Origin of the sequence: Streptomyces sp. NK15101, from assembly GCF_020400725.1 — a bacterium.
Lineage (GTDB): Bacteria > Actinomycetota > Actinomycetes > Streptomycetales > Streptomycetaceae > Streptomyces.
The window spans coordinates 16,893-43,858 of record NZ_JAINVG010000051.1 but is presented as its reverse complement, the minus strand read 5'-3'; the positions used below and the strand labels follow the sequence as shown (position 1 = coordinate 43,858).

Sequence of the window (26,966 nt, the reverse complement as noted above, 5' to 3'; positions counted from 1 at the left end):
CCGCGTTCACTGCGGGAAGTGGTGCGGCAGTTCGGCGGTGAGTGCCGCGGCTGCGGGGGAGAGCCAGCGCCGGCGGTGACGGGCCAGCTGGACGGCGACGTCGGGGAACCGCGGTCCGGGCACCTGCGTCAGACGGCCCGCTGCGAGCGCGTCCGCGACGTTGGCGCGGGCCAGCAGGCTGAGGCCGAGGCCCGCGGCGACACAGGACCGGGCGGCCTCCAGACTGCCGAAGCGCGTGATCCGGGGCTGAGTGCCTCCGGCCTCGGTGAGCAGCCGGTCGACGAAGCGGTCGCTGTACGAGCAGCCCTGTTCGTGCAGGAAGTAGTCCTGGCGGGCCAGCTCCGCCCAGTCGACGGGCGCGTCAGCGGCGTTGCGGGCGACGGGATGCTCGGGGGAGCAGACGAGCACCAGCGGCTCACGGGCCAGCGGCGTGCACGAGATGTCACGGAAAGCCGTCTCGTCCTCCAGGAGAAGTGCCAAGTCCAGCTCACCGGTGCGAAGCGCGGCGACCGCGGTCGCGGTCCCCATCGTGCGCAGGTCCACCTCGATCCCCGGGTGACTGCGCCGCAGCGCGGCGATGACTCCCGGCAGTCGCGCGGACACCAGTGTCTCGCCGGCCGCGACCACCACGTGCCCGGTCACCCGGCCGTCCGCGCCACCTGCCGAGGCGGCGACCGCCCGCAGCCGGGACTCGGCCTCCAGCACCGCTTCGACCTGTGCCAGCGCCTCACGCCCGGCACCGGTGAGTACCACTCCGCGCGGCAGCCTGTCGAACAGGCGCAGGTCGAGCTCCTTCTCCAAGGCCTGCACCTGGGCGGTGACGGTGGACTGGGCCAGGTGCAGCCGCTCCGCGGCGGCGGTCAGGTTCTCGGTCCGGGCAACGGCGGCGAAGGTGCGCAGCAGTCGAGTGTCCATGCTGTCGAACCTAACCCATTCCATCGGGTAAACCGATGGATCGGATCGAAAACCATCGTTTGTAGGGATGTCTGTGCGGTGCCACAGTAGGGGGCATGAACCTGAGGACACGCCCCGAAATCCTGCGCTACGCCGCCTTCACCACCGACCCCGCCGGTGGCAACCCGGCCGGCGTCGTCATGGACGCGGCCGCGCTGGACGAAGCCGCCATGCTCGCCATCTCCGCCGAAGTCGGCTACTCGGAAACCGCGTTCGTCACGGCCGCTGACGACACGGCACGCCGGTTCCGACTGCGCTACTTCAGCCCGCTCGCCGAGGTCGCCTTCTGCGGCCACGCCACCGTCGCCACCGCGGTGGCCCTGGCCGAACGGATAGGCCCCGGCCCGTTCGTCTTCGACACACCGGTGGGTGAGATCGCCCTGGACACCTCCGCCGAGCCCGAAGGGCCCGTGACGGCGACGCTCACCAGCGTCCCCACCCGCTCTCGGCCGGCGAGCGACGAGGAGGTGAACGCCTCCCTCGCGGCTCTGCGCTGGTCCCCGGAAGACCTCGACCCCGCACTGCCGCCGCACGTCGCCTTCGGCGGGAACGAGCACCTGGTCCTGGCCTCGGCCACCCGCGAGCGTCTCGCGGCCCTCGACTACGACTTCGACGCCCTGGCCGAGGTCATGCACCGTCACGGCTGGACCACGCTCCAGCTGGTCTGGCGCGAGACCCGGGAACTCTTCCACGCCCGCGACCCCTTCCCGGTCGGCGGCGTCGTCGAGGATCCGGCCACCGGTGCCGCGGCCGCCGCCCTCGGCGGCTACCTGCGCACTCTCGACGCCCTCCCGCCCACCGGGGTCCTCACCGTCCGCCAGGGGGAGGACCTCGGCCGACCCAGCCTGCTCCGGGTCGAAGCCTCCACCGCTCACCCGCGGGTACGGGTGAGCGGGCAGGCGGTGGCGATCACGGGTGCGAGCACGAGCACCAGCTGAGGAGAACCCCGGACGCACCGAGGACGTCCTCAGGCCGCACACGCCCGAGACGGGCCCCACCAGCCGAACCCGTTCCGAAAGGATCGGTCAGCGGTGGGGCACGGCGATGCCGGCGGCGCGCAGTTCCGTCTCGACCAGAGCGTTCAGCCGGGCTATGGACGGCGCCCGGTCCTCCATGTGGTGGTTGACCATCCCGTAGCGGGCGGCGGTGTCGGGACGCTCTTCGAACCCGGACGGCATCGACAGGAGTTCGCGTCGGGCCAGTAGTTTGCCGGCCAGTTCGCGGGCCAGTTCCTCGATCCGCGGGTCGTCCGGATCCCAGTTCCTCGCCTCCCAGCCGCGCTTGGTCAGCTCGACGGTCTCGGGGTCGGCGAGCGATTGTTCGAGCCAGGTCATGAAGCCGTCGAAGATCTCCGGGACCAGTGCGCGAGTCAGTACGAGGGCTTCTCGCTGACCGGTCACATAGGCGGGGTCGAAACCGAGTCCGGCCAGTGCTTCCAGGATCGCGCAGGCCCGGTCGGGCAGCAGGGCGCGGTCGCCGTGGTCGAGGCGGTGCAGCCTGTCGCGGCGCGCGGTCAGGTCCTCGATCCGGGCGGTGAGCTCGCGGTGGACCTCCTCCAGGGTGGCGGCGAAGGCCTCGGGGCCGGCGTCGAGGAGGTCGCCGATCTCGGCCAGTGGAACCCCGGCCGCGGCCAGGGTGCGGACCTGGACCAGACGGAACAACTCGTCCGAGCGGTAGCGGCGGTAGCCGGAGGCGTCGCGTTCCGGCTCGGCGACCAGGCCGAGTCGGTGGTAGTGCCGCACGGTCTTGATCGTGACGCCCGCGTACGCCGCCGCCTGACCGATCGTGAGCCCGAGCCCGTCCGCCGTCACCCTGACGCTCCTCCGTGTCGCTGGTCGTCGCGGGGCGAGGATAACGCGCCCGGGTCCGCCCTTGACCTTGACCCTGGGTCAAGGACGCAGCCTCTTGCCACGGCCCTTCGAAGGGCCGCGCGGCCACCGGGGAACGGCCGTGGGAAACGCCACCGCGAACAGGAGACACGCCATGGAAACGAACGACAGCGGCTTCACCGAGGCGGGACTGCGCCGGCTGCGCGAGGTGCTGGAAGGGCACGTGGAGTCCGGAAAGATCCCCGGTCTGGTCGCCCTCGTCGGCCGCGGGGGGCGGACGCACGTGGAGGCGATCGGCACGATGCGGCACGACGGCGGCCCGCCGATGTGCCGGGACACCATCTTCCGGATGGCGTCCACGTCCAAGCCGGTCACCATGGCGGCGGCGATGGTCCTGCTCGACGAGTGCCGGCTGCGACTGGACGACCCCGTGGACCCGTGGCTGCCCGAACTCGCCGACCGGCAGGTGCTCAGGCGGCCCGACGGCCCGCTGGACGACACCGTTCCGGCGCGGCGGCCGATCACCGTACGGGACCTGCTGACCTCCACCTTCGGGCTCGGCACCGACTTCGAGTCGATGGCCTCGCCGATCAGGGCCGCGACCTTCGAGCGCCTCGACTACAGCGTGGCCTCCGGTCCGGCGCCCCACCAGGACGAGTGGATGCGCCGCCTGGGCGAACTCCCGCTGCAGTACCAGCCCGGTGTGCGCTGGCAGTACGACCTCAGCAACGAGGTGACCGGCGTGCTCGTCTCCCGGGTCGCCGGACAGCCGCTGGAGGCGTTCTTGCGCGAACGGATCCTCGATCCGCTGGGTATGAATGACACCGGCTTCCACGTGCCCGCCGACCGGATCGACCGGCTGCCGCCCCTGTACGGGCCCGACCCGCAGACGGGCGAGTTCGCCGTCTGGGACCAGGCGGCAGGGGGACTGTTCAGCGCCCCTCCCGTGTTCCAGGGCGCGGGCGGGGGACTGGCCTCCACCGCCGACGACTACCACGCCTACTTCCGCATGCTGCTGAACCACGGAGTGCACGACGGCGAGCGCATCCTGTCCCGGGCCGCCGTCGAGTTGATGACCACCAACCGCCTCTCCCCGGAGCAGATGAAAGCCCGGGGAGCAATGTTCGACGGCGTCGCCCACCTGTCGTCCGGCCAAGGTGCGGCTGGTGGCTGGGGGTTCGGCATGTCGGTGGGCACCAGCCGCGACGACTACGCTCCCGTCGGCCGGTTCGGCTGGTTCGGCGGCACCGGAACCACCGCCTATGCGGACCCGACCCACCGGCTCACCGGCATCCTGCTCACCCAGGTCGGACTGTCCACCCCGGATTCGCCGCGGGCCATGGCCGACTTCTGGACCACGCTCTACCAGGCCCTCGACTGACGAAGTCCACAGCACCGGGGCGGACCGGGCGGGCGGGTCCGCGGAAGACCGGGGCGGACACGCCGGCCGAGGCCTTCACTTGACCGGGTCGCTCGGGCCCGCCGACGAGGAACGGATACCTCGCCCGCCGCCTGCATCCGCGACCGGCGGATCGCCGACCTGCGCGCCTCGCTTCAGCGTGCAGTCCCTCCGTCGGCCTTCGCCGCCGGAGGGGAGGCGGACACCGACCCTGCTTGAGACGCATGCGAACCTCATTACTGAAACGATCAGTAGAGACTGAGCTCTTTCAGAGTGGCCACTGATCGAGTGACCCGGGCCGAGTCAGGATGAGGGCCGCACCGCACAGGGCTCCGTGCCGTTGAGGGAGGTGTTCGACGTCTCAACCCCTCGGCACAGGAGCCCTGTTGGTTCTCCGTCCTGCCGCACTCGACCTGCCTCATGCTCTGGTCGAGTGGGTATCCATGCTCATCGTCACCCGTGAGGGTGACCGCCGCTGCAACAACGGCCACCACCCGCCGTCCACCAGTCGGCCGGCTCGAACCCTGCTGATCTCACTTCGCAGCCGAGCCGGTGGACCGGGGCTCAGTAGGCCGTTCCGTCGGCGTGCCGGCCGGGCGAGCTGGTCAGCGAGCTGATGGTGTTGTGCTTGACCCAGCCGCCGGTCGCCGAGCCGTCGGGGCTTCGGTTGATGGACACGCCGTCGGAGTCGGCCTGGCTTGAGGTGTAGGTCATCGACTGGACCGTCGTTCCGGTCGAGTCCCGCAGGATGACCTGGTCACCGCTGTTGGACAGGTTGAGGCCGCCGGTGCTGGCCGCCACCGCGACGATGCCACCGGGGATCGCGGAGCCCGCGCCGAACACAGTGATCGCCTTGCCGGGCTGCAGCGTCGTACCGGCCGCGAACGTGTGGCGCACTGCCGTCCCGTCCCGGAGGGTCCAGCCGGCGATGCCGATGGCCGTGCCACCGGTGTTCACGATCTCGATGGCCTCGCCGGCGGTGCTGCTGCCCGGTTCGTTGGCCAGTACCTCGTTGATGACGACGCCGGCGGGGCCGCCGCCGGCGGTGACGGTGACGTTCTGGGTCGTGGTGCGGGCGGCTCCGTCGTTGTCCGTCACCGTCAGCGAGACCGCGTAGGTTCCGGCCGATGCGTAGGTCACGGTCGGGTTCGTCGCCGTCGAGGTCTGGCCGTTGCCGAAGTCCCAGCTGTGGCTCACGACGGTGCCGTCGGAGTCGGTGCTGCCGTCGGTGAAAGTGCAGGTGAGAGCGGTGCAGGAGTGCGTGTACGAGGCCGTGGGCGGCTGGTTCGCGCCGCCGCCACCGCCTAGGACGAAGTCGTAGCGAGCCAGCACCGGGTAGTGGTCGCTCGTCGTCGTCGCGTAGTTCGGGACATAAGCCTGGGGCTGGAAGGCTTTCGCCGAGCCTGCGACGTACTTGGCCTGCACCTCGTTGGTGTTGAGCTGGTGGTCGATGAAGTCCGGATAGCCCGTCGTCGACGCCACGCCCGCCAGCGAGAGGGCCCGCGTCGGGAACGTGTAGCGTGCCGCGTCGTTCACGAAGTTGGCGTACGGCGAAGCCTTCCCGGACGTGATGGAGGTGTCGACGTCGTCGTTCCAGTCACCGACGACGAAGACGTTCTGTGTGGGGTAGGTCGTGTCGAGGTAGGACTTCAGGGCCTGCGACGCGGGGTTGCGCAGGTTCCACGCGTCCTGGGTGGAACCTGCCTTCGCGTGCAGGACGATGAAGACGAGGTCACGGGTGACACCGTCGAACGTGCCACGCAACGTGAACTCCACCGGCGGACGGCCGGCGAAGTTGCTGTTCTGGTCGGTCAGGATGACCTTCGCGCTCACCAGGGTGGCCATGCTGGAGCGCCAGACGAGGGCGACCTTCTGCTCGGTGTTGCTGAAGTCCGAGTAGTACTGCGCACCGTTCGTCACGATCGGGTCGTTGGCCACGACCCCGGTGTACCCGGGCATGCCCGCCACGAGGGTGTCGAACGCCGAGGTGCTGACGACCTCGGAGAGGCCCCACACATCCATGTCGGCGCCCGCCATGACGTCGCGGACGTTCTGCTGCTGAAGCGCCTCGTCGGTCGGGCCGAAGTCCGGCGCACCGAACCACTCGACGTTCCAGTTGCCGACGTCGAGCTGTGTCGACGATCCCTGCGACGGAACCGAGGCGGCGGCGTTCGCCGTAGGGGCGGTGGTGAGCGTTGCCAGCGTCACGGCGGCGGCCAGGCAGGCGGTGCCGAGCGCGGCGGTGCGGCGGGGGCGTCTGGCAGGTATGTGACGAGGTGACACGAGGGTGCCTTTCGCGAGCGGTTGCGGACGGTTCGCGGAGCACCGCACCGGGGGCCTGTGGGGGGACACGCCGTGGCGGCAGGGCAGTTCTATGCGGGTCGGGTTGCGCGCGGGGGACCGGAGGGTTTCCTCCGCATGTCACTTCTACGCGCGTTGCACAGTGTGCACCGGGCGCCGGGTGCGGCGCCATATCTCCGACAAGGGCCATCTGTTGGGCGGCGCTCCCCGCGGCTGGCACCGGAACCTGCCCCCGAGGTCTTCGGCGCCCCGAGGCCGCGACCCTACTCAATACCTGCGCCGCCGTCTGCGAGGACTGTGCCGAGCGCGTGCACGGGGAGCCCTTGTCGCGGGTTCCTGAAGACTGGGCATTCTCGGCGTTGACGCTCCAGGGTGAGGACGGCTGCGGCGATGGCCGTCATGCGATTGGGGCTGCAGCGGGCTTTGCGGAAGATGCGCCAGGACTTGAGTCGCGCGACGCTTCGTTCGACCGGCGCTCGCGCCGCCGACAAGGCCCGGTTGATCGTCCGCTGGGTCGTGGTGAACTCCCGGCCGGAAAGCCGTCTGATCGGTGTGGTCACCCAGGGGCCGGCCCCGATGCAGGCACGGTCGGCGAGGACGGGGACGCCCTGGCGTTCGCAGATCCGGATGACGCGGTGGGCGCGGGCCGCGGTCAGGTCGTGCGTGCGGCCGGGCAGGGCGGGTGAGAGCCACAGCAGGTTGCCCGCGGGATCGGCGACGACCTGCACGTTCACGCCGTGACGGCGGTGCTTCTGCGAGAAGTCGGCCCGGCTGTCGCCGACCCGGTCGCACTCGGCGGGCGTCCCGTCGGGCAGGACGTCTTCCGGATCGTCCTCGCGCAGCACGCGGCAGAGGTTGGCGGACACCGGCAAGGACGATCCCCACCGCCAGGTGAGGCTGAGCTTCCTGGGCTGATCGAGACGGTCGAGATCGTCCTGGGGGCCGCCGATTCTCCTCGCGCTCCGGCGAAACGGGAGGAAGAGGCGCGGTACCCCACCATGAACGAAGTCGAGCGGCCGTACGACGGCTGCGGAAGTCGCCTGCTCGGCGTACGCCGGCTGTCGCGGGTCAAAGCTGCCACGACCTCGCCCGAGCGGAAGCGGGAAGACGTGCTGACGTCTGCCGCCGCCGTCGACCGGCTCGGCCGCAACGCGGTCGACTGCCTCAGCACCGGCTGCAAGATGCGCGACGAGGGCAGACCCCTCGTCTCCTACGAGCTGGTGCGTGATTGCGGATGAGGCGTCGTTGCTGGTGGGGGGCATGATCCGGGCTGTGACGATCATGTTCAGTCGGACGGTTCTCGCGCTTCGGTTGTGCACGGGACATCTCCCGGCAGCGTCTCGCTCGCCTGGTCGCGGAGTTGGCCGGCCCGTGGCAGGCCGGTATCGAGGGCCGCCGTCGTGCGGCGCGTGGTGGGGCCGGGAGGCGGGCTGCGGGCGCCGGCGCCAGGCATCGGCTGGTCTTCGTGGACCGGCCGGCCGCCACGCTGATCCCTCCGCGGCACGATCTTCCGCGCTCGGCCATCGCTCTGCTGCTCGATGTCGACCGTTCCGCCGTCACCCGGGCCGTGGGGGAGATGCAGGCGCTTCTGGTCGAGCGGGGATGCGCGGTTCCCGGCCGTCCTGATCTGCGGGTGCGGACCCTGGCCGATGTGTTCGCCTGTGCCCGGGCCGAGGGTGTCGAGCTGCGGCTGGGCGCCACCGGGGTCCAGGTCCGACGACCCTTGGGCGGCCGCGGCGGGCGTTGCGCGATGGACGGAGCGCCAGGACGCTTTGGTGGCTCTGGTATGCGCCCTGCACCGGCGAGGTCAGCGAGCTTGGTCGATGTGGGCGTGCACGGTCTTGCCGTGCTCATCACTGTGTACGGTCAGTTCGCTGGTCAGGCGGGCGACGATGGCCCAGCCCCGGCCGCCTTCACTGGTGGTGTCGGTCGCCCTGGGACGGGGTGGTTCGGGGCTGGGATCGCTGACGTCGATGTCGAGGCCGTCCGGCTCCAGGGACAGGTCCAGGGAACAGGCGCCGCCGGCGTGCCGCACGGCGTTGCTGACCAGCTCGCTCACCACGAGAGCGGCGGCGTCCTCCACCGTCTGCTTCACCAGGCTGCCGGCGAGCAGGGCCTCCCGAACAAGGCGGTGGACCTCCGCTCTGGCCCTGGCCGCGGCGTAGGGACCCTGGACATCGCAGTGCCGCCTGAGGGGGGCCGCCATGATCGCTCCTCCTGCCCGTGCGGTCTCCGAAACGGCCTCTGCCCACCGCCGCCACCAGCCATGCACGCGGCGTAGTCGTCCTTGCTCGGAATGCGGAGCTGTCCTGCCGATGTGCTGCCCCTCCTGCCGGAGGACGCTCCACTCGGAAGCACGACAGGAGGGGTGATGCCGTTACTCGCCCGGCTGTCCGCGTCGGGAAGCGCAGGGAGTCGCCGCAGGGCGCAGACTGGTAGAGAGAAGCCGCCTCGTCCGTTGGTGGAAGCCAGGCGTATGTGCATGATCGCGGTTCGTGGTTTCGCGGAGGACGGGGCCCATCAGGGTCTCCTGGGGGTAGGACCTCACACCTGTAGGTCGCCCGGCGGCGTCGCGACGGTAACGCGCGAGCCCACCGCCTCCGCCGGGACCTGGCTGCTCAGCGCACGGGGCGAATTCGACAGGGACACCCTGCCCTGCCTGCACAGCGCGCTCTGCGCCGCGCGCAGGGCACGGGCCGGACGGATCGTTCTGGACCTGTCGGGGGCCACCTTCGGCGATTCCTCCTTCCTTCAGGAGCTCATCGAAGCTCACCGTCGGCCCGGTCGTCTGCTTCTTGTCGGACCATTGGCCGGCCAGATCAGACGGTTGCTGGAGTTGACCGGGATGGACCGGGTCTTCGACCTCGCCGACGATCGCCACAGTGCCGGCCTCGTGTGACCCGCCCCTCGCACCCTCCAGCGTGACCGTCGCCACCTGGGCCTGCTCACCGACCGTACCTTCGACCTGGAGCGGCTGGTGGAGCGGCGTCGTGTTTCATGGGAGGCGGCGACTCCGACAACACCTTCGTCGTCGTCCAGCCCGACGAGGTGGACCCCGTCTGGTTCGCCTCCGTGGCCGGTCCTGGGGGAAGGAGGCCACGAGATCGCCCGTCGTGACACCGCCCGCAACGAGCACGAGGCGACCACGGCGACCGGCATCGACGCCATCGCCCGCGACCTCAGCATCTGGTCGGCCGCTCGCGACTTCCCCGGACGGCTGACCGGACAGGCCGGCGAGTTCCCCACACGGCCCGGTCGCGGTCGAGGGACGCCAGGCCCTGCGGTGCCGGCGGTGTCGGAGGATCGGAGGCCTCGGCCTGTCGCACCGCCTGCAAGACCGCCCGCCCGGACATGAAGAGCGTGAAGTGCCCGCAGCATGGGAGGCCGGCTTTGCGGCGGTGGGGTGGAGGAGGTTCCGCGGGTGTTACGCGGCCGGTGTGCGGGATACGCGTGTGTTGACGGTCCGCGCCCGAGGGGGTGCGGGCCGGCACGAACCGCAAGTGCACATCAGGAAGGCAGTGTGATGACGACCGCACGCGAGATCATGACCGAGGGCGCCGAGTGCATCGGCGCCGAGGAGACCGTCCTCGAAGCCGCACGGAAGATGACCCGGATGGGTGTGGGTGCCCTGCCGATCTGCGGCACCGACGACAGGCTGAAGGGGATGCTCACCGACCGCGACATCGTCGTGAAGGTGCTCGGCGCGGGCAAGGACCCGGCCCAGGTGAAGGCGGGCGAGCTCGCCCAGGGCGAGGCGGTCACGATCGGGGCGGACGACGACGCGGGGGAGATCCTGCGCACGATGACGTCGCACAAGGTGCGGCGGCTGCCGGTGATCGACGGTCACCGCCTGGTCGGCATGGTCGCTCAGGCCGACGTCGCCCGCGCGCTGCCGGACCCGCAGGTCGGCGACCTCCTCGAGGCCCTGTCCACCGACTGACGGCGAACCTCCGTCCCCGGTGTCCGTCCCGGCGCCGTGTGCCGGGACGGACACCGTGTTCGGCCCGGACCCCGCGGTGTTCGTTCCGGTCCGGCGCGCCGGACCGGAGCGGGGGTCTCGGGTGCTCCGGTGATGCCGCTCAGTGCGGGAACTGGCTCCGGTAGACCGAAGGGCTCACGCCCATCCTTTCCCGGAAGTGGCGGCGGAACCCCGCGACGGTCATGCCCACGCGGTCGGCCACCGCGTCGATCGGCTGGTCCGACGCCTCCAGCAGCGCGGCACCGACCCGGATCCGCTGGTCCGTGATCCAGCGGCCGGGCGGCGAGCCGACCGCGTCGGCGAAGCGACGTTCGAACTGCCGCACCGAGAGATGCGCCATGCCGGCCAGTTCGTCGACGGTGACACGCCGGTGCAGATGGTCCAGCGCGTACCCCACCGCGGCGCCGATCGGATCGTCGGACGGCGCCCTGCCCACCGGATGCTCGGCGAACTGGGCCTGGCCCCCTTCGCGGTGCGCGGCCACGACCATGCGGCGGGCGACGCGAGTGGCGACGTCCGCGCCGTGGTCCTTGCGGACGAGGTGCAGACAGACGTCGATGCCGGCGGCGGTACCGGCGGCGGTGACGACGGACCCGTTGTCCACGTAGAGCACCGACGCGTCGACCGTCACCTTCGGATACCGCTCCTGGAGCAGACCGGCGTACCGCCAATGCGTGGTCGCCTTCTTGCCGTCCAGCAGGCCGGCGGCCGCCAGGGCGAACGCACCGCTGCAGACGGACACCATGCGGGCCCCTCGCGCGAAGGCGTCCCGCAGCGCGTCCAGGACGGTCGGGGAGACGTCGCGGCGCACGTCCGGCACTCCCGGGACGATGATCGTGTCGGCGTGTCGGAGCCGGTCCAGCCCGTGGTGCACGACGAGGTCGAAGCCGCCCACCACCCGGTGGGGACCGGGCCTCTCCGCACACAGTTCGAACCGGTACCACCGGTCCACGTCCAACTCCGGCCGCGGAACCGCGAACACCTCGGTGACCGTGGCCCATTCGAACGGAGCCATCCCGTCGAACACGAGGCAGGCCACCCGGTGATGTCGCATGACGGAATCCTAGCGATGGATGCCGTTTCCGGCACTGCCGGCCGGTGCCCCCGCCATCCGATCCTTGGGTCATGAAGCCTGACACCACCGCTCCATCGACCTTCGGAATGCTTGTCTTCGACGAGGTCGAGGTCCTCGACATGGGAGGCCCCTTCGAGGTCTTCAGCACCGCCGGACGGCTGGCCCGCACCGCCGACGACAGGCCCCTGCTGCGCGTCCTGACCGTCGCGGCGACCGATCGCCCGGTCCGCTGCCGCGGAGGACTGAGGGTCGTACCGGATCACACCCTCGATGACGACCCGCCCTTCGACGTGCTGGTGATCCCCGGGGGCGTCACCACGGCGGCCGAGGCGGACCCGAAGGTCATCGACTGGCTGGCCAGGCGCCGGAAGACCTCCGTGCTGACGTTCAGCATCTGCACCGGAGCCTTCCTCCTGGCCGCCACCGGGGCACTGGACGGCCGCCCGGCCACGACCCACTGGGAGGACCAGGAGGAACTGGCCCGACGCCGGCCGGACATCCGGGTACGCACCGACGTCCGATGGGTCGACGACGGCGACATCATCACCTCCGCCGGGATCAGCGCCGGCATCGACGCCAGCCTGCACATCGTGGGCCGCCTCTTCGGTGAACGACTCGCCCGCCGCACCGCCCGCCAGATGGAATACACATGGACACCTGAACACGCACCCGAAGCCGACCGGGACGACGAAACCGACAGGCGGAACTGAAGCGTTCGAGAACGGAACGTGCGTCGCCCTGGACGCGGCGACGCCGTCCGGACCCGGGGCCAAGCGGTGCAGGTCCCGGGCTCGTTGCCGGTTCGGCCCCGAAGACCGGTGCGCGGAACCCGCGTCCAGGGGCCGGCGGCCTGCTTGCGTGGCCCATCGGATTCCGGCGGGAGACGAAGTCGGGCCTACGGGACCGGGTTCTCGGGGCGTGCGGCTCAGCATCGGCACGGCCCAGCCCGTCCACCCGAGGCGCGGGCTTTGGCCGTGTACCTTCGCCGGGGCTAGGGTATGCCGCCGTACTCGGCGGATCACTCCCCTGAAGAAGGTGGGAATGGGGCTCATGGATGCGGACCACGCGGAGCTGGTCGTCGCGGCGCAGGCCGGTGACGACCGGGCGCGCGAGGAGCTGATCTCCGCGTACCTGCCGCTGGTCTACAACATCGTCGGGCGAGCGCTGAGCGGACATGCCGACGTCGACGACGTCGTCCAGGAGACCCTGCTGCGCGCGGTGCGCGACCTGCCTTCCCTGCGTGCCCCGGAGAGCTTCCGGTCCTGGCTGGTGTCGATCACGCTCCGCCAGATCAACACCCACTGGCACCGGCAACACGTCTTCGCCGACCGGACCACGGTCATCGACGAGGCGTACCGGATACCGGACGCCGGCGCCGAACCCGTGGACGTGACGATCCTGCGGCTGCACGTGTCGGACGAGCGCCGTCGGGTCGTCGAAGCCGGCCGGTGGCTCGACCCGGACCACCGGATGCTGCTGTCGCTGTGGTGGCAGGAGTGCGCCGGCTTGCTGAGCCGTGAGGACATCGCCGCCGCGACGGGGCTCACGGTCGCCCACGTCGGAGTGCGCCTGCAGCGCATGCGCGAGCAGCTGGAGCTGTGCCGGACGATCGTCGCCGCGCTCGAGGCCGACCCGCGCTGTCCGCAGTTGGCCGAGACCGTCGCCGGCTGGGACGGTCACCGCGCGTCGGTGTGGCGCAAGCGGATGGCGCGGCACACCCGTGACTGCCCGGTCTGCACGGCGACGACGACAGAACGGGTTCCGGCCGAACTGCTGCCCCTCAGCCTCACGACGCTGGCCGTCCCGGCCGGACTCGTCGCCGCGCTGGCCGCCAAGGGCCTGCTGTCGGGTACGGCCGCCGGCGCCGCCGGGCTGGCCACGGCACCCGTCGCCGTCGGCACGGCGACGGGGGGAGGCGGTCCGCACGGCGCGCTGACCGGCAAACTCCACGCGGTGACCGCTCATCCGCTGGTGAGCCTCGCCACCGGCGCGGTGCTCATCGCCGGGACCGCCACCTACGCGACCTGGCCCGAACCGGCGCCTCGGGAGCCCGGCGTCGTCGCCGCTCCCACGGTCGGCATTCCCGCGCCGATCCCGTCGCGCACCACCACGTCGGCCGAACCGCCTCCGGTGAGCCCGTCTCCGGTGACTCCGTCCCCGACGGGTCCGTCCGCCGTCGCGGCCACCGTCCCCCTGGGTGCGCAGTCGCTGGAGTCCGTGGACCGACCCGGCCTGTTCGTCACGTACGCCGGCGACTTCGCGACGCTCGGCCGAGTCTCCGCGTCCAGCAGCGCGCAGGGAAGGCAACGGGTCACCCTCACGGTCCTCGGGGGACTGGCCGACCCACGGTGCGTCACCTTCCGTGCGGCGGACGGCCGGTACCTTCGCCATCAGTACCTGCGGCTACGGCTGAGCACCGACGACGGCAGCGAACTGTTCCGTGAGGACGCCACCTTCTGTCCGGGCCCCGGGACGGTCGCCGGGTCGGTGACCCTGCACGCGCACAACTATCCCGGATCGGTCCTCCGCCACCGGGACGGTGGCGTCTGGCTCGACGGCTCCGACGGCACCCGGGCCTTCGCGGGCCAGGCCTCCTTCGTCGTGCGCAGGGCGTGGGCCTGAGCACCCGCTCGTCGGGCGATCCGGCCGAGTGAGCAGTGACAGCCGGTGATCCTCCAGCACGATCCTGCCGTCTCCCGCACCACGCCGTGACCGGCGTTCACCGTTGACGAGTCCGGTCGTGCCCTCTCCGCGGGCGCGGCCGGACCGCGGCGCCCGGCATAACGCTTTCTGCCTGCGAGATGCATCACCGGGCAATCCTGCGGGCGGCGCGACTTTTCTGTTACGAGCCCGCGCGCCCGGAAGCCTCCACTTCAGGGGTGTCCTTCCTGCCGCCCGCCATGACGTACCGGCGCGGCAGGCGGACGTCCCCCACTGACGTGTCCCCTGAAGAAAGTTCCTCCCATGACGCAGCACATCCACCCGCTCCGGGCGACCGGTACGCAGGGCCCCCGAGGAGAGTCATGAAGGGCCTGCACCGGCTCCGCCGGCGTCGCCGGGCACTGGCGACAGGACTGTCGGCCGCGGCAGTGGTGGCGGGTGTCGTGACGCTCCTCCCCAGCTCCGCCGGAGCCGCAGGCCTGGGGACCCAGGCGACCCCCTCGGGCCGGTACTTCGGCACCGCGGTGGCCGCCGGCAGGCTCGGCGACTCGGCGTACACCGCGATCGCCGACCGGGAGTTCAACATGATCACCCCGGAGAACGAGATGAAGTGGGACGCCATCGAGCCGTCCCGCGGCCGTTTCGACTTCGGCCCCGCCGACCGGATCGTCGACCGCGCCCTGGCACGCGGCCAGCGCGTACGGGGCCACACCACGGTCTGGCACTCGCAGCTCCCCTCCTGGGTCGGCTCCATCCGCGACGCGAAGACGCTGCGCAGCGTGGTGAACCACCACATCACCACCGAGATGACCCACTACAAGGGCAAGATCTACGCCTGGGACGTGGTCAACGAGGCGTTCGCCGACGGCGGCAGCGGCCGGCTCCGTGACTCGGTCTTCCAGAAGGTGCTGGGCGACGGCTTCATCGAGGAAGCGTTCCGCACCGCCCGCGCGGCCGACTCCTCGGCCAAGCTCTGCTACAACGACTACAACATCGAGAACTGGTCGGACGCCAAGACCCAGGGCGTCTACCGCATGGTCAAGGACTTCAGGTCCCGCGGCGTGCCCATCGACTGCGTCGGGTTCCAGAGCCACCTCGGGGCGGGCGGCCCGCCGGCGAGTTTCCAGGCCACCCTGGCCGGCTTCGCCGCCCTGGGCGTCGACGTCCAGATCACCGAGCTGGACATCGCCCAGGCGTCACCCACCCACTACGCGAACGCGGTCAGCGCCTGTCTGTCCGTGGCCCGGTGCACCGGCATCACGGTGTGGGGCGTCCGTGACGGCGACTCCTGGCGCAGCGGCGAAAGCCCCCTGCTGTTCGACGACGACGGCAAGCCCAAGCCCGCGTACACCGCCGTCATGAACGCCCTCAAGTCCGGATCCGGCACCACCCCGGCCAAGCCGGCCGGCGGTACCGGGGAGATCAAGGGCGTGGCCTCCGGCCGCTGTATCGACGTCCCCGGCTCCGCCACCGCCAACGGCGCCCAGGCGCAGCTGTGGGACTGCAGCGGACAGGCCGATCAGCGCTGGACCCACACCGCCGCCAAGCAGCTGAAGGTCCACGACGACAAGTGCCTGGACGCCAAGGGCAAGGGCACCGCCAACGGCACCTCGGTGGTCGTCTGGGACTGCAACGGCGGCGCCAACCAGCAGTGGAACATCAACACCGACGGCACGATCACCGGCGTCCAGTCCGGGCTGTGCCTCGACGCCGTCGGCGCCGCCACCGCGAACGGCACCAGGATCCAGCTGTACACCTGCGCCTCCGTCGGCAACCAGAAGTGGACCGCTCCGTCCGGGACGGGCGGCGGCACGTGTGCTCTTCCGCCGACGTACAAGTGGAGCTCGACGGGTGCCCTCGCACGGCCGTCGAACGGGTGGGACGCGGTGAAGGACTTCACCCACGTGGTGCTGGGCGGCAAGCACCTGGTCTACGCGTCGAGCGCGTCGGGAACCTCGTACGGCTCGATGGCGTTCAGCCCCTTCACGAACTGGTCCGGCATGGTGTCGGCCGGCCAGACGAAGATGAGCCGGAACGCGGTGGCGCCCACACTGTTCTACTTCGCGCCCAAGAAGATCTGGGTCCTTGCGTACCAGTGGGGTGCGTCCCCCTTCAGCTACCGCACGTCCAGCGACCCCGCCGACCCCGACAGCTGGTCCGCGCCACGGCCGCTCTTCACCGGCAGCATCCCCCGCACCGAATCCGGCACCGGCCCGATCGACCAGACCCTGATCGCCGACGACCGGAACATGTACCTGTTCTTCGCCGGTGACAACGGCAAGGTCTACCGGGCCAGCATGCCGATCGGGAACTTCCCGGGCAGCTTCGGCTCGTCGTACACGACGGTCATGAGCGACACCGTGAAGAACCTCTTCGAGGCGCCCCAGGTCTACAAGGTCAAGGACCAGAACCAGTACCTGATGATCGTCGAGGCCCGGGGCGCGAACGAGCACCGCTACTTCCGCTCGTTCACCGCCACCAGCCTGAACGGTTCGTGGACGCCCCAGGCCGCCACCGAGAGCAACCCCTTCGCGGGCAAGGCCAACAGCGGCGCCACCTGGACCGACGACATCAGCCACGGCGATCTGGTCCGCGACAACCCCGACCAGACCATGACCGTCGACCCCTGCAACCTGCAGTTCCTCTACCAGGGCAAGTCCCCGGACGCGGGCGGCCCCTACGACCGACTGCCGTACCGGCCGGGCGTCCTCACCCTGCAGCGCTGAGCTGCCCGATCCACGGTCGCACAAGGAGAAACACCCCCCATGAACAACCCCACGAACGGCGGGCGCCGCGGGCGTCACCGCCGTCGCAGGACCGCCACCGCCCTGCTGCTCGGTGTGCCCGTCACCGTCGTGCCGTACTTCCTGTTCGTGCAGGACGACTCGCAGGCCGCGACGATCGACGGCGGTGCCTACTACAAGCTGGTCTCCGCGCGCAGCGGCAAGGCGCTCGACGTCAACGCCTTCTCCACCGCCGACGGCACCCGCATCCAGCAGTGGACCGACCAGAACACCGCCAACCAGCAGTGGAGACTGCGCCCCACCGGGGACGGCTACTACGAGCTGGTGAACCGCAACAGCGGCAAGGTGCTGGGCATAGCGGGCGACTCGACCGCCCGGGCGGCTGTCGCCGAGCAGCAGACCGACAGCTCCTCCGCCTCCCAGGAGTGGCGGATCGACGACGTGAGCGGTTCCGATGCCGTCACCTTCACCTCCCGCAGGAGCGGCCAGGTCCTGGACGTGTCCGGAGGCTCCACGGCCGACGGCGCGGCAGTCGTCCAGTACCCCGGCCATGGCGGCACCAACCAGCAGTGGAAACTGGTGAGAACGGCCGATGCCCCGGCCACCGGGACCGGACCGTACACATGGAAGAACGCCCAGGTGGTCGGCGGCGGCTACGTCACCGGGCTGGTGTTCAACCCACGGGAGAAGGACCTGCTGTACGCGCGCACCGACATGGGCGGCGCCTACCGCTGGGACGGCGCGGCCGAGCAGTGGCTCCCGCTGACCGACTGGCTCGGCGAGAAGGACTGGAACCTGCTGGGCATCGACGCACTGGCCACCGACCCCGTCGACCCCGACCGGCTCTACCTCGCGACGGGCACCTACACCAACGACTGGGCCGGCAACGGCGCGATCCTGCGCTCCACCGACCGGGGCCGCACCTTCCAGCGCACCGATCTGCCGTTCAAGCTGGGCGGCAACGAGGACGGCCGCGGGGCGGGCGAACGGCTCGTGATCGACCCCTCGGACAACCGCACCCTGCTGCTCGGCACCCGTAAGAACGGGCTGTGGCGCAGCACCGACCACGGCGTGACGTGGAGGCAGGTCTCCTCGTTCCCCGTCAAGGACGGGGCGAGCAGCGGCGCGGGCATCTCCTTCGTGACGTACGGCCCGGCCGGCAGCAGGACGGTCTACGTCGGCGTCGCCGACAGGTCCACCTCCCTGTACCGCTCCACCGACGGCGGCAGCACCTGGCAGGCCGTCCCCGGGCAGCCCACCGGCCAGATGCCGCAGCACGGCGTCCTCTCCGGAGACGGCTCGCTGTACCTGACGTACACCGACGCGCTCGGACCCAACGGCGTGACGGGGGGCTCGGTGTGGAAGCACACGCCGGCCGGCGGGGCGTGGAAGAACGTCTCGCCGTCACAGGGCGGCTACGGGTTCTCCGGTCTGGCCGTCGACCCGCGCAAGCCCTCCACGGTGATGGTCACCACCCTCGACCGCTGGTGGCCCGAGGACGAGATCTACCGGACCACCGACGGCGGCGCGACGTGGACGGCACTGGCCGGGAAATCGGTACGGAACGCCTCGGCCGCTCCGTACATCGGCACCCACACCGGGCACTGGATGACCGCCTTGGCCATCGACCCCTTCGCCTCCGGGCACGTGCTGTACGGCACCGGCAACGGCATCTGGCGCAGCAAGGACGCCGACGCCACCGACAGCGGTGGCAGCAGCCACTGGACCGTGGGGGCGCGGGGTCTTGAGGAGACCGCGCTGATGGACGCGATCGCCCCGCCCGGCGGTGCCGCCGTCATCACCGCCATGGGCGACCAGGGCGGTTTCCGCCACGACGACCTGACCAAGGTGCCCGCCGGGCGGCTGGGCAACCCGATGATGACCAACAGCACCGACATCGACTTCGCCCAGTCCGACCCCTCGGTGATGGTCCGTGTCGGCCGTGGCGGCGCACAGGACGGTGCCTATTCCACCGACGGCGGCATCAGCTGGAACGGCTTCAGGACGGAGCCGGTGGCCGGTGCTCAGGACGGTCGTGTCGCGCTCGCGGCGGACGGCTCGACCATCGTCTGGACCGAGGCGGGTCAGGTCCCGTACCGCTCGACCGACAAGGGGGCGAGCTGGTCGAAGGTCGGCGGCCTGGGCACCGACGCCGTGGTCGTCGCCGACCGCTCCTCGGCCAGGACGTTCTACTCGCTGACCGGCGGCACGCTCCACGCCAGCACCGATGGCGGAGCGACCTTCACGGCCCGGGCCACCGGCCTTCCCGCCGACGGCCGGCTCAAGGCCGTCCCCGGCGTCGCGGGGGACCTGTGGATCGCCGGCGGTGGCCAGGGGCTGCTGCACTCCACCGACGGCGGCCGCACCTTCACCACGCTCACCACGGTGAAGTCCGCCTCCGCCCTCGGCTTCGGCAAGGCCGCCCCCGGCGCCTCCTACCAGGCCCTGTACCTGATCGGCACCGTCAAGGACGTCACCGGGGTCTTCCGATCCACCGACAAGGGCGCCACCTGGCTCCGCGTCAACGACGACGCCCACCAGTGGGGCGGCATCGGCGGCGTCGGCGTCGTCACCGGCGACCCCGACACCTTCGGCCGCGTGTACGTCGGCACCAACGGGCGCGGCCTCCAGTACGGCGACCCGTCCTGACCCGACGCCTGAGCGGACGCACGTGTGCGCCTGAGCTGACGTGACATCAGCGATGGAAGCCGCCCTTCCCGACCGATGAGACCTTTCGGTGGGAGGGCGGCTTTCCGCTGTGGAGCCGCCGGGATTCGCAGGCGGCGCGTCGTCCTCGATCACGACGAAGCCGCAGGGCCCGGATCCGGCTCCGTCGTCCCCGACACCTCCTTCGCCGGCATCGGCCGCCCGGTCGCACCGCTTGCGGACTGCCCCAGCCACTTGGCGGGGGTGCACCCGACGGTCGCCGGATGGCCGACGGGACGCCCGGGCTTCCAGGCTGGTGGCATGACACACCGTGCACACGAGAAGGAGCCCGGCGCCGTCCTCCGGCCCCCGGCCGGAGCAGTGGGTCGTCGCGACACCGGGAGGCCCAGGAGCGAGTTCTGGGAGTTCCTCGTCATGGGGCGGTGGCGAGCGGCCTCTGCCTGGTCGTCGTACGCCCTGAACTCCGCGATGCCGCCGTCCACATGCTTGCCGTGACGGCCGTCGAACCGGCCCCCTGACCGAGCCCCGAGGCCCCCGTGCGGGCCGATGCCGTACGCCGTCGACGAGGGGCGCGGCCGACCCCGTAGGAGAGGAATCCTGTGAACACCGCATCCGCCCCGGAGCCGACGGGTGCCGAGTCCCCCCGCGTCCGCGAGACGCTCAAGGCGCTGTACGGGTACGTCCGCCCGCACCGGTGGGCCGTCGTACTCGGCCTGCTGCTGGCGTTGGCAGGGGCCGCCGGAGGGCTGCTCCAGCCGCTCGCCACGAAGGCGCTGGTCGACCGGCTCTCGGCCGGCGGCACGATCGGCACCGTCCTGCTGGCCCTGACCGTGCTGGTGCTGCTGAGCACGGTGGCCGAGGCGTTCGGCGCCTATGTGCTGGAGCGGACGGCCGAGTCGGTGGTCCTGGCCGCTCGCCGCAGCCTGATCGGCCGGATGCTGCGGCTGCGGCTCGCGGCGGTGGACCGGATGCAGCCGGGCGATCTGATGTCACGGGTGACCTCCGACACCACGCTGCTGCGGGCGGTCAGCACCCAGGCGGTGGTCAACGCCGCGACCGGGACGGTCACGCTGATCGCGGCGGTCGTGGTGATGGCCTTCCTGGACGCCGTCCTGCTCGGCGTCACGCTCGCCGTGGTCGCGGTCGTCGGCGCGGGTGCCGCCCTGGTCATGCCGAGGATCGGGCAGGCCGCCGAGCGCTCGCAGGAGGCGGTCGGGGAGATGTCCACCGGCCTGGAGCGGGCCTTCGGCGCGTTCCGCACGGTGAAGGCGTCCGGCGCGGAGGAGCGGGAGACCGCCCGCGTCGAGGCGTCGGCCCGGCGGGCGTGGCGCCACGGCGTGCGCGGCGCGAAGTGGGAGGCCCTGCTGGGAACGGCGGACAACCTCGCCGTCGAGCTGGCGTTCCTCGTGGTGCTCGCGGCCGGCGGGGCGCGGGTGGCGTCCGGGGACATCCCCGTCTCCACCCTCATCGCCTTCCTGCTGTACCTGTTCTACCTGATGGAGCCGGTGTACAAGCTGGTCGAGGCCGCCTCCGCGTACCAGGAGGGCGCGGCCGCGATCTCCCGGATCGAGGAGGTGGACCGCCTGCCGGCGGAGCCGCCGGCCACGCGGGAGCCGGTGCGGACCGAGGGGCGTCCGGCGTCGGTCCGCTTCGAGGACGTGTCCTTCCGCTACGGGCCAGGGCTGCCCCGCATCCACCAGCAGGTGGACTTCGAGGTGCCGGGCGCCGGGATGACGGCCTTCGTCGGGCCTTCGGGAGCGGGCAAGTCGACGGTCTTCTCGCTCATCGAGCGGTTCTACGAGACGACCGGCGGCCGCGTCCTGATCGACGGCAAGGACGTACGCCAGTGGCCCCCGTCCGAGTTGCGGTCCGCCATCGGGTACGTCGAGCAGGACGCGCCCGTGCTGGCCGGCACGCTGCGGGAGAACCTGGTCTTCAGCGCCCCCGACGCGACGGACGACGACATCCGCGCCGTCCTCGTCCGGACCGGGCTCGACACCCTCGTCGAGCGTCTCCCGCACGGCCTGGACACCCTGGTCGGGCACCGCGGCTCGAAGCTGTCCGGCGGCGAGCGCCAGCGCGTCGCGATCGCCCGCGCGCTGCTGCGCCGGCCCCGGCTGCTGCTCCTGGACGAGGCGACCTCGCAGCTCGACGCCGTCAACGAGCTGGCTCTGCGGGACGTCATCGCCGAGACGGCACGCGAGACCACCGTCCTGGTGGTGGCGCACCGCCTGTCGACGGTGACGGACGCGGACCGCATCGTCGTCATGGACGCCGGCAGGGTCCGCGCGATCGGCACCCACGAGGAGCTGGTGCACCGGGACGAGCTGTACGCACGGCTCGCCGCGACCCAGCTCCTGCTCCCGGCCGGCTGCCCCGGCGGGTGAGGGACCTGCCCCGCCGCACGGCGGGGTCGGCCCGGCCGTGGTGCGGGGGTGGCGCCGGACAGACGCCGGACACCGAGGCACCCCGGGAAGACGTGATCACCCGCCGGGACCACCGCGGTGGAACTCGTAGACGTACACGCCCCGTGTACCGCCGACGACGACGCCGAGACCGTCGGCGGGCCACGCGCAGCTGCACAGGATCCCGTCGGTGCGCATCATGCTGACAGCTCGTCCCGACCTCGGGTCCCAGACCCGCACCGTCCCGTCCTCACCGGCGGTGGCGAGCCACGTGCCGTCCGGCGCGACGGCCGTGCGGTGCACCGTACCGGTGTGGCCGGTGAGGGTACGCAGGAGAGCAGGGTGCGGCAGGTCGGGCGGCGTCCGGTGGTCACGGAGGGCGGGGTGGGGCCATCGGGCCTCCCGGGCAGCGACCTGATCGCGCCATACGGGGAGCGGGCGGAGCCGGCTGTACAGGATGGCGGTCACCGCGTGGGCCGGCTCGGTCGCTCCGAGCAGGTGCGCGACGCCGGAGAGGTCACGCGCCCGCTGTGCGGCCGTGGGCGTGGGGACCTGGGCGCAGTCCGTCCAGGGTGCGGTCGGGCCCCGGTGGTGCAGGCGGGTTTCGACCCGGCGCAGGTCGCATGCGAGGGCTTCGGCCTCCGTGGTGCGGTGTGCGGCCAGGAGATGGGTGATGGCGTGGTCGAGCAGGTAAGGGTCGGTCAGTTCCCACCACGCGGCAGGGGGCCTGCACGACAGCGGTTCCACCCGCCGCCAGAGCCGTCGTCGCCTCGTCCGACAACGCCGACACCTCCCGTCGCACTTCGTCGCGCAGGTCGTACGCCGCCGGCTGCCGGGGAACTCTGCCCTCAACCTCCCTGTAAACGCGGACGCTTCGGGATGGGAGGCTCCCCGTTCTGGGCACCGGCAGTCGGTCACGGACCCGGTATCAGGGCAGCGCCGGGCCGCCTCGACGGTGAAGTCGGGCCATGCCACCGCGGCACAGTCTCGCCGCGATGGCATGGCCCGGCGTCATCGGATGTACTTCGCCGGCCTGGTGGCTGCGTTGAGGAGAGCCTCCAGCGGTCCACGGCGGAAGAAGCGGGACCAGGCCGCGGCGAACACGATCGCCCCGAGGATGAACGTGAGCACGGGGATCCAGGAGGTCTGGGTGCTTTCGCCGGCCGATGCGCCGAGCATGGACTGGGCGAGGAAGTGGCCGACGTAGGCCGTCAGGGACATGGTGCCCACGGCGACGACCGGCTTCGCCAGGCTGCGCAGGCGCGGCAGGCGATCCATGAGCAGCGTCGCACCGACGATCACGAGGATGGCGACGCCGACGCTGCCGATGATGTCGAAGGTGGTGCCGCTGTGCGGTCCGGCGGACAGCAGTTCCGAGGCCGCCCGCCGGGGGGCCTCGAAGGATCCGCTGCCGAAGGACGACGCCTTCTCGAACCCGGCGGACGACTTACCGTCCTCCGCCATGCTGCGCAGCGCGTCCTTGCCCGCCAGCAGCAGGGACAGCCCGTACGCGCCGGCGGTCAGGGCGGCGCGGAGCGCGGCCAGGCGCCGCTGGACGGCGACGGCCGACAGGTCGAGGCGGGCCAGCGCCATGCCGGCGACCACGAACGACATCCAGGTGATCGTCGGGTAGAAGCCGGTGAGCAGCAGGTCGAGCACGCCGACCTCGCTGAGCTTCTTGAGCGGGTCGTAGGCGTCGACGGTCTGCTGGACGGACGTGCTGAGCAGCGAGTTCAGGAGGAACGCCAGCTGGGGCGTGACGAGCGCGAGCCCGGCCGCGGTGATCGCCAGTGCCTTGGCGGACAGCCGCAGCAGGGGCAGGGCGAGGAGGAAGTAGACGCCGTAGAAGCCGAGGATGATCACGCCCCCGTACTCCATCGCCAGCACGGTGCCCAGCGCGAGCAGGACCACGGCGCGGATCGCGATCCGGGCCTTCGCCTGTCGGCCGGTCAGGCCGGTCTTCGGTTCACGGCGGCCGGCGATCAGCATCAGCGAGAACCCGGCGAGGGTGGCGAACAGGACCGACGAGTGCCCGTCGGCCAGGTACCGGACCCAGGTGCCGACGCCGTCCGTGGCCGACAGCACCGGGCCGATGTGGACGATGTACATGCCGAACACCGCCAGTGCGCGGACCAGATCCACCCCGACCAGGCGTCCCATCGAGGGGCCGCCCGCGACCCTCCCGTCGGACTCGGACGAGGCTGCGGGCCGTGGAAGCGACTTCTCCTACGGAGCCGGTGTCTCCTGCGGCGGCTGTATCTGTGTCATACGGACAATCTCCGGGTGCCGTCAGGAGGCGGACCATCCGACAGGCTTCGGTGACACCCCCGCCGACCGGCCGGGGCCACCCCCGCCGACCGGCGGAACAGCACCCGGGCGCGCGTGCCGTGAGGGGTCCGAGCCTCGCCGCCGGGCCGTCGACGGGCCGGAGCGCACCCCCCGAACGGCTGGAGCCGGCCCGCCAGGCGTCCACGGTCCACGGTGATCGCGCCACCGCGTACCCTGCCGGACGTACTGTCGACGGCAGGCGAACGCCGTACGAGAACGTGAACGCCCCGACGCGGGGTGTACGGGTCGCCGAGAAGCTGGACAGATCAGACAAGTGTGAGGCGGAACGCCGGTGATCCGGGTAGTGGTGGTGGACGACGAGGCCCTGGTGCGCTCCGGCTTCCAGATGATCCTGAACGCGTCCGACGGCATCCAGGTCGTGGCGACCGCGGAAGGGGCGCGGGCGGCCGACGTGATCCGGCGCGAGCGGCCGGACGTCGTGCTCCTCGACATCCGCATGCCGGACGTGGACGGTCTGACCGTCCTGCGGCAGATCCAGACGCTGCCCGAACCGCCGCACGTCGCCATGCTGACCACCTTCGACACCGACGAGTACATCCTGACCGCGCTGCGCTCGGGAGCCGCCGGTTTCCTGCTCAAGGACACCGAGCCCGAACAGCTCGCCCAGCTGGTGCGCACCTTGGCAGCAGGCGGGGTGGTGATGTCGCCGAAGGCCTCCCGCGCGCTGCTGCGCAGCCATCCGGGGGCGGGAGCGCCCCAGGACGCGGACGTGGCGCGCGTGAACCTGCTCAGCGACCGGGAGCGCGACGTCCTCGTCCTGGTCGCGGAAGGACTGTCCAACGCCGACGTCGGCGCCCGCATCCATCTGAGCACGGGCACGGTCAAGGACCACGTCAGCTCCATCCTGACCAAGCTGCGGGTCTCCAGCCGTGTCCAGGCCGCGCTGCTCGCCGAACGGGCCGGACTGCTCAGCGGGAACGGCGACCGCGCGGCACGGGACGACGGACGATGAGCACGGGCCGGACGCTGTGGCGGCGGGTGCCGGCCCGGGTGGTCGACGCGGGCCTCGTCGGGCTCGCCGTGCTCGACGCCTGGATCAACCTCTACGACGAGGGGACCCCCCTCGTCTGGGCCTGCGTCACCCTCGCCTGCGCAGCGCTGTTCCTGCGCAGGCGCTTTCCGCTGTCCGTCTTCCTGCTGACGCTGCCCATGACCCTGTTCATGGACGTGGCGGTCGCGCCGATCGCCGCCCTGTACACACTGGCCGCGTCCACCCGCGACCGCCCGCTGCTGGCGGGCTGCGCCCTGCTGAACGCGGGGGCGGGGACCCTCGCCTGGCCGCTGTCCGACGCTTTCACCGGCGACCGGGCCTGGACGCTCGTCCAGTTCGTCTACACGCTGGCCACGGCCCTCGCCCCCGTGCTGTTCGGCCAACTCGTCCAGGCCAGGCACGACGTGGCCCTCCAGCTCGTCGAGGTCGAAGAGGCCCGGGAACACGAGCGTGCCCTGCACGCCCAGACCGTCCTCGCCCGGGAACGGGCCCAGCTGGCACGCGAGATGCACGACGTCGTCTCCCACCAGGTCAGCCTCATCGCCGTACAGGCCGGAGCCCTGCAGGTGGCCGCCAAGGACCCCGACGCCCGCGAGGCCGCCCGCACCATCCGCACCCTGAGCGTCGACACCCTCGACGAACTGCGCCACATGGTCACCCTGCTCCGCGCCTCCGGCGGCAGGGAGACCGAACTCGCCCCCCAGCCCACCCTCGCCGGCCTCCGGCAACTGGTCGCCAACAGCGGCATCGAGACGACCCTGACCGGCGAGCTTCCGGCCGACATCAGCACAACCGCCCAGCGCACCGTCTACCGCACGATCCAAGAAGCCCTCACCAACGTGCGCAAACACGCCCCAGGAGCCCGCGCCGACGTACGCCTGTGGCACGACGCGCACCACTTCGGCGTCACCGTCACCAACACCGCCCCCACCCGCCCGTCCGTCGCCCTGCCCAGCGCCCGCCACGGCCTCGTCGGCCTGAGAGAACGCGCCGAACTCCTCCACGGCACCCTCACCGCCGCACCCACCCCCCAGGGCGGGTACGAGGTCGAACTCCGCGCCCCCGTCCGGTCCGACTGAACACCACCCGTCCGACGCGGCCGGAGCTCCTTCTCGGAAGGCGACCTCGAGCCCGTCCCTCCGGCCGAGGTGCTGACGACAATCGGCGTGGCGACGATGACGAGGACGTGTTGGATTCCGAAGCGGAGGATCCGGCCCTGGAGGAGAGTCGAATGGATTCGGGCGCCAGTGCGCGAGGGCGCCCGTCCTCGTCAAGGGTGCGCGCACAGAGGTGCCGTGACTGTGGGGCACGCCATCCCTGGGCTGGCGAGGGGCAACGAAATCCGCACTCGATGCGGTCGATGCCCATGGATTCATAAGTTACCGAGGGGTTTTGGTTAAAAAACCATGGCCCGCTGCCTTGCGTGATGCCCTGCCCGTCCGCAAGGATCTGTGCCTGGCCCGGGCCCTTCGCCCCGGCTCCCTCACGCCTCCACGTCTGGACGCCTGGCCGCGCCGGTAACCCCGTGCCGCCAGCCGGTGAACCGCCTGATCCGCGCGGCCGCCCGGACCCCTCCTTCGAGGCTCACCGCGCGACCCGGCGTCGCGCCCCC

19 protein-coding genes and 4 pseudogenes are annotated in these 26,966 nt (G+C 71.4%); 15 read left to right on the top strand and 8 right to left on the bottom strand.

What is annotated here, in order from left to right; all coding sequences use genetic code 11:
• Window positions 1-6: 6 nt before the first annotated feature.
• Window positions 7-915 (bottom strand): LysR family transcriptional regulator, encoded by a 909-nt coding sequence (locus tag K7G60_RS24990; RefSeq protein WP_225803185.1) that lies wholly within the window; start codon window positions 913-915, stop codon window positions 7-9.
• A 95-nt stretch (window positions 916-1,010) separates the two neighbouring features.
• Between K7G60_RS24990 and K7G60_RS24985 the strand changes: the two genes are divergently transcribed.
• Window positions 1,011-1,892 (top strand): PhzF family phenazine biosynthesis isomerase, encoded by an 882-nt coding sequence (locus K7G60_RS24985; RefSeq protein WP_225803184.1) that lies wholly within the window; start codon window positions 1,011-1,013, stop codon window positions 1,890-1,892.
• A gap of 87 nt (window positions 1,893-1,979) precedes the next feature.
• Here K7G60_RS24985 and K7G60_RS24980 read toward each other — a convergent pair whose 3' ends face one another.
• On the bottom strand, window positions 1,980-2,765 hold the full coding sequence (locus K7G60_RS24980; RefSeq protein ID WP_225803183.1) for a MerR family transcriptional regulator: 786 nt from the start codon (window positions 2,763-2,765) through the stop codon (window positions 1,980-1,982).
• Between the two features lie 172 nt (window positions 2,766-2,937).
• Here K7G60_RS24980 and K7G60_RS24975 point away from each other — a divergent pair, with 172 nt between their 5' ends.
• Together K7G60_RS24975 and K7G60_RS24970 are read left to right on the top strand one after the other, a co-directional pair.
• A complete protein-coding gene (locus K7G60_RS24975; protein ID WP_225803182.1) occupies window positions 2,938-4,164 on the top strand; it encodes a serine hydrolase in 1,227 nt (408 codons plus the stop codon).
• Between the two features lie 404 nt (window positions 4,165-4,568).
• A pseudogene (locus tag K7G60_RS24970) lies at window positions 4,569-4,664 on the top strand (IS5/IS1182 family transposase); the annotation flags it as partial.
• An 82-nt stretch (window positions 4,665-4,746) separates the two neighbouring features.
• On the opposite strand, the gene K7G60_RS24965 reads toward K7G60_RS24970, so the two are convergent.
• Together K7G60_RS24965 and K7G60_RS24960 are read right to left on the bottom strand one after the other, a co-directional pair.
• Entirely contained in the window at window positions 4,747-6,465 is a 1,719-nt protein-coding gene (locus K7G60_RS24965; RefSeq protein WP_225803181.1) for a lamin tail domain-containing protein, read from the bottom strand.
• A 374-nt stretch (window positions 6,466-6,839) separates the two neighbouring features.
• Window positions 6,840-7,337: pseudogene (locus K7G60_RS24960) on the bottom strand (transposase family protein); the annotation flags it as partial.
• 144 nt (window positions 7,338-7,481) lie between these two features.
• On the opposite strand from K7G60_RS24960, the gene K7G60_RS24955 reads away from it, so the two are divergent.
• Both K7G60_RS24955 and K7G60_RS24950 read left to right on the top strand, forming a co-directional pair.
• The gene (locus K7G60_RS24955) at window positions 7,482-7,721 is read left to right on the top strand and encodes a hypothetical protein (RefSeq protein WP_225803180.1); all 240 of its coding nucleotides are present in this window, start codon (window positions 7,482-7,484) and stop codon (window positions 7,719-7,721) included.
• A 43-nt stretch (window positions 7,722-7,764) separates the two neighbouring features.
• Window positions 7,765-8,233: pseudogene (locus tag K7G60_RS24950) on the top strand (IS5/IS1182 family transposase); the annotation flags it as partial.
• Window positions 8,234-8,290: 57 nt separating this feature from the next.
• Here the strand turns inward: K7G60_RS24950 and K7G60_RS24945 are convergent.
• On the bottom strand, window positions 8,291-8,689 hold the full coding sequence (locus K7G60_RS24945) for an ATP-binding protein (RefSeq protein ID WP_225803179.1): 399 nt from the start codon (window positions 8,687-8,689) through the stop codon (window positions 8,291-8,293).
• 276 nt (window positions 8,690-8,965) lie between these two features.
• Here K7G60_RS24945 and K7G60_RS24940 point away from each other — a divergent pair, with 276 nt between their 5' ends.
• The 3 genes and pseudogenes from K7G60_RS24940 (at window position 8,966) to K7G60_RS24930 (ending at window position 10,423) form a co-directional block, all read left to right on the top strand.
• Window positions 8,966-9,382, top strand: a complete 417-nt coding sequence (locus K7G60_RS24940; protein ID WP_225803178.1) for an STAS domain-containing protein — start codon at window positions 8,966-8,968, stop codon at window positions 9,380-9,382.
• A 110-nt stretch (window positions 9,383-9,492) separates the two neighbouring features.
• Window positions 9,493-9,721: pseudogene (locus K7G60_RS24935) on the top strand (hypothetical protein); the annotation flags it as partial.
• Between the two features lie 285 nt (window positions 9,722-10,006).
• Complete coding sequence (locus K7G60_RS24930; RefSeq protein WP_225803177.1) at window positions 10,007-10,423, top strand: CBS domain-containing protein; 417 nt, start codon at window positions 10,007-10,009, stop codon at window positions 10,421-10,423.
• A gap of 139 nt (window positions 10,424-10,562) precedes the next feature.
• Here the strand turns inward: K7G60_RS24930 and K7G60_RS24925 are convergent, their stop codons facing one another.
• Window positions 10,563-11,516, bottom strand: a complete 954-nt coding sequence (locus tag K7G60_RS24925; protein WP_225803176.1) for a helix-turn-helix domain-containing protein — start codon at window positions 11,514-11,516, stop codon at window positions 10,563-10,565.
• A gap of 71 nt (window positions 11,517-11,587) precedes the next feature.
• Between K7G60_RS24925 and K7G60_RS24920 the strand changes: the two genes are divergently transcribed.
• The 5 genes from K7G60_RS24920 (at window position 11,588) to K7G60_RS24900 (ending at window position 21,996) form a co-directional block, all read left to right on the top strand.
• A complete protein-coding gene (locus K7G60_RS24920) occupies window positions 11,588-12,247 on the top strand; it encodes a DJ-1/PfpI family protein (RefSeq protein ID WP_225803175.1) in 660 nt (219 codons plus the stop codon).
• Window positions 12,248-12,578: 331 nt separating this feature from the next.
• Window positions 12,579-14,159, top strand: a complete 1,581-nt coding sequence (locus K7G60_RS24915; RefSeq protein ID WP_225803174.1) for a sigma-70 family RNA polymerase sigma factor — start codon at window positions 12,579-12,581, stop codon at window positions 14,157-14,159.
• A 401-nt stretch (window positions 14,160-14,560) separates the two neighbouring features.
• Complete coding sequence (locus K7G60_RS24910; RefSeq protein ID WP_225803173.1) at window positions 14,561-16,924, top strand: non-reducing end alpha-L-arabinofuranosidase family hydrolase; 2,364 nt, start codon at window positions 14,561-14,563, stop codon at window positions 16,922-16,924.
• Between the two features lie 39 nt (window positions 16,925-16,963).
• Window positions 16,964-19,591 (top strand): RICIN domain-containing protein, encoded by a 2,628-nt coding sequence (locus K7G60_RS24905; RefSeq protein WP_225803172.1) that lies wholly within the window; start codon window positions 16,964-16,966, stop codon window positions 19,589-19,591.
• 617 nt (window positions 19,592-20,208) lie between these two features.
• Window positions 20,209-21,996, top strand: a complete 1,788-nt coding sequence (locus K7G60_RS24900) for an ABC transporter ATP-binding protein (protein ID WP_225803171.1) — start codon at window positions 20,209-20,211, stop codon at window positions 21,994-21,996.
• A gap of 96 nt (window positions 21,997-22,092) precedes the next feature.
• On the opposite strand, the gene K7G60_RS24895 is transcribed toward K7G60_RS24900, so the two are convergent.
• Together K7G60_RS24895 and K7G60_RS24890 are read right to left on the bottom strand one after the other, a co-directional pair.
• The gene (locus K7G60_RS24895; RefSeq protein ID WP_225803170.1) at window positions 22,093-22,761 is read right to left on the bottom strand and encodes a WD40 repeat domain-containing protein; all 669 of its coding nucleotides are present in this window, start codon (window positions 22,759-22,761) and stop codon (window positions 22,093-22,095) included.
• Between the two features lie 264 nt (window positions 22,762-23,025).
• Window positions 23,026-24,174 carry a DUF418 domain-containing protein gene (locus tag K7G60_RS24890; RefSeq protein WP_308082117.1) on the bottom strand — a complete coding sequence of 383 codons (1,149 nt, stop codon included), beginning with the start codon at window positions 24,172-24,174 and terminating at the stop codon, window positions 23,026-23,028.
• Window positions 24,175-24,688: 514 nt separating this feature from the next.
• Between K7G60_RS24890 and K7G60_RS24885 the strand changes: the two genes are divergently transcribed.
• Window positions 24,689-25,315 carry a response regulator gene (locus K7G60_RS24885; RefSeq protein WP_374115676.1) on the top strand — a complete coding sequence of 209 codons (627 nt, stop codon included), beginning with the start codon at window positions 24,689-24,691 and terminating at the stop codon, window positions 25,313-25,315.
• Window positions 25,312-26,433 (top strand): sensor histidine kinase, encoded by a 1,122-nt coding sequence (locus K7G60_RS24880; protein ID WP_225803169.1) that lies wholly within the window; start codon window positions 25,312-25,314, stop codon window positions 26,431-26,433. Before K7G60_RS24885 ends, K7G60_RS24880 begins: the two co-directional genes overlap by 4 nt.
• Window positions 26,434-26,966 lie beyond the last annotated feature (533 nt).

Bases quoted from the DNA above. Each gene is read 5' to 3' on its own strand.
- K7G60_RS24990 (WP_225803185.1), bottom strand. From the start codon at position 915: ATGGACACTCGACTGCTGCGCACCTTCGCCGCCGTTGCCCGGACCGAG.
- K7G60_RS24985 (WP_225803184.1), top strand. From the start codon at position 1,011: ATGAACCTGAGGACACGCCCCGAAATCCTGCGCTACGCCGCCTTCACC.
- K7G60_RS24975 (WP_225803182.1), top strand. From the start codon at position 2,938: ATGGAAACGAACGACAGCGGCTTCACCGAGGCGGGACTGCGCCGGCTG.
- K7G60_RS24955 (WP_225803180.1), top strand. From the start codon at position 7,482: ATGAACGAAGTCGAGCGGCCGTACGACGGCTGCGGAAGTCGCCTGCTC.
- K7G60_RS24945 (WP_225803179.1), bottom strand. From the start codon at position 8,689: ATGGCGGCCCCCCTCAGGCGGCACTGCGATGTCCAGGGTCCCTACGCC.
- K7G60_RS24940 (WP_225803178.1), top strand. From the start codon at position 8,966: ATGATCGCGGTTCGTGGTTTCGCGGAGGACGGGGCCCATCAGGGTCTC.
- K7G60_RS24930 (WP_225803177.1), top strand. From the start codon at position 10,007: ATGACGACCGCACGCGAGATCATGACCGAGGGCGCCGAGTGCATCGGC.
- K7G60_RS24925 (WP_225803176.1), bottom strand. From the start codon at position 11,516: ATGCGACATCACCGGGTGGCCTGCCTCGTGTTCGACGGGATGGCTCCG.
- K7G60_RS24920 (WP_225803175.1), top strand. From the start codon at position 11,588: ATGAAGCCTGACACCACCGCTCCATCGACCTTCGGAATGCTTGTCTTC.
- K7G60_RS24915 (WP_225803174.1), top strand. From the start codon at position 12,579: ATGGGGCTCATGGATGCGGACCACGCGGAGCTGGTCGTCGCGGCGCAG.
- K7G60_RS24910 (WP_225803173.1), top strand. From the start codon at position 14,561: ATGAAGGGCCTGCACCGGCTCCGCCGGCGTCGCCGGGCACTGGCGACA.
- K7G60_RS24905 (WP_225803172.1), top strand. From the start codon at position 16,964: ATGAACAACCCCACGAACGGCGGGCGCCGCGGGCGTCACCGCCGTCGC.
- K7G60_RS24890 (WP_308082117.1), bottom strand. From the start codon at position 24,174: ATGGGACGCCTGGTCGGGGTGGATCTGGTCCGCGCACTGGCGGTGTTC.
- K7G60_RS24885 (WP_374115676.1), top strand. From the start codon at position 24,689: ATGATCCTGAACGCGTCCGACGGCATCCAGGTCGTGGCGACCGCGGAA.
- K7G60_RS24880 (WP_225803169.1), top strand. From the start codon at position 25,312: ATGAGCACGGGCCGGACGCTGTGGCGGCGGGTGCCGGCCCGGGTGGTC.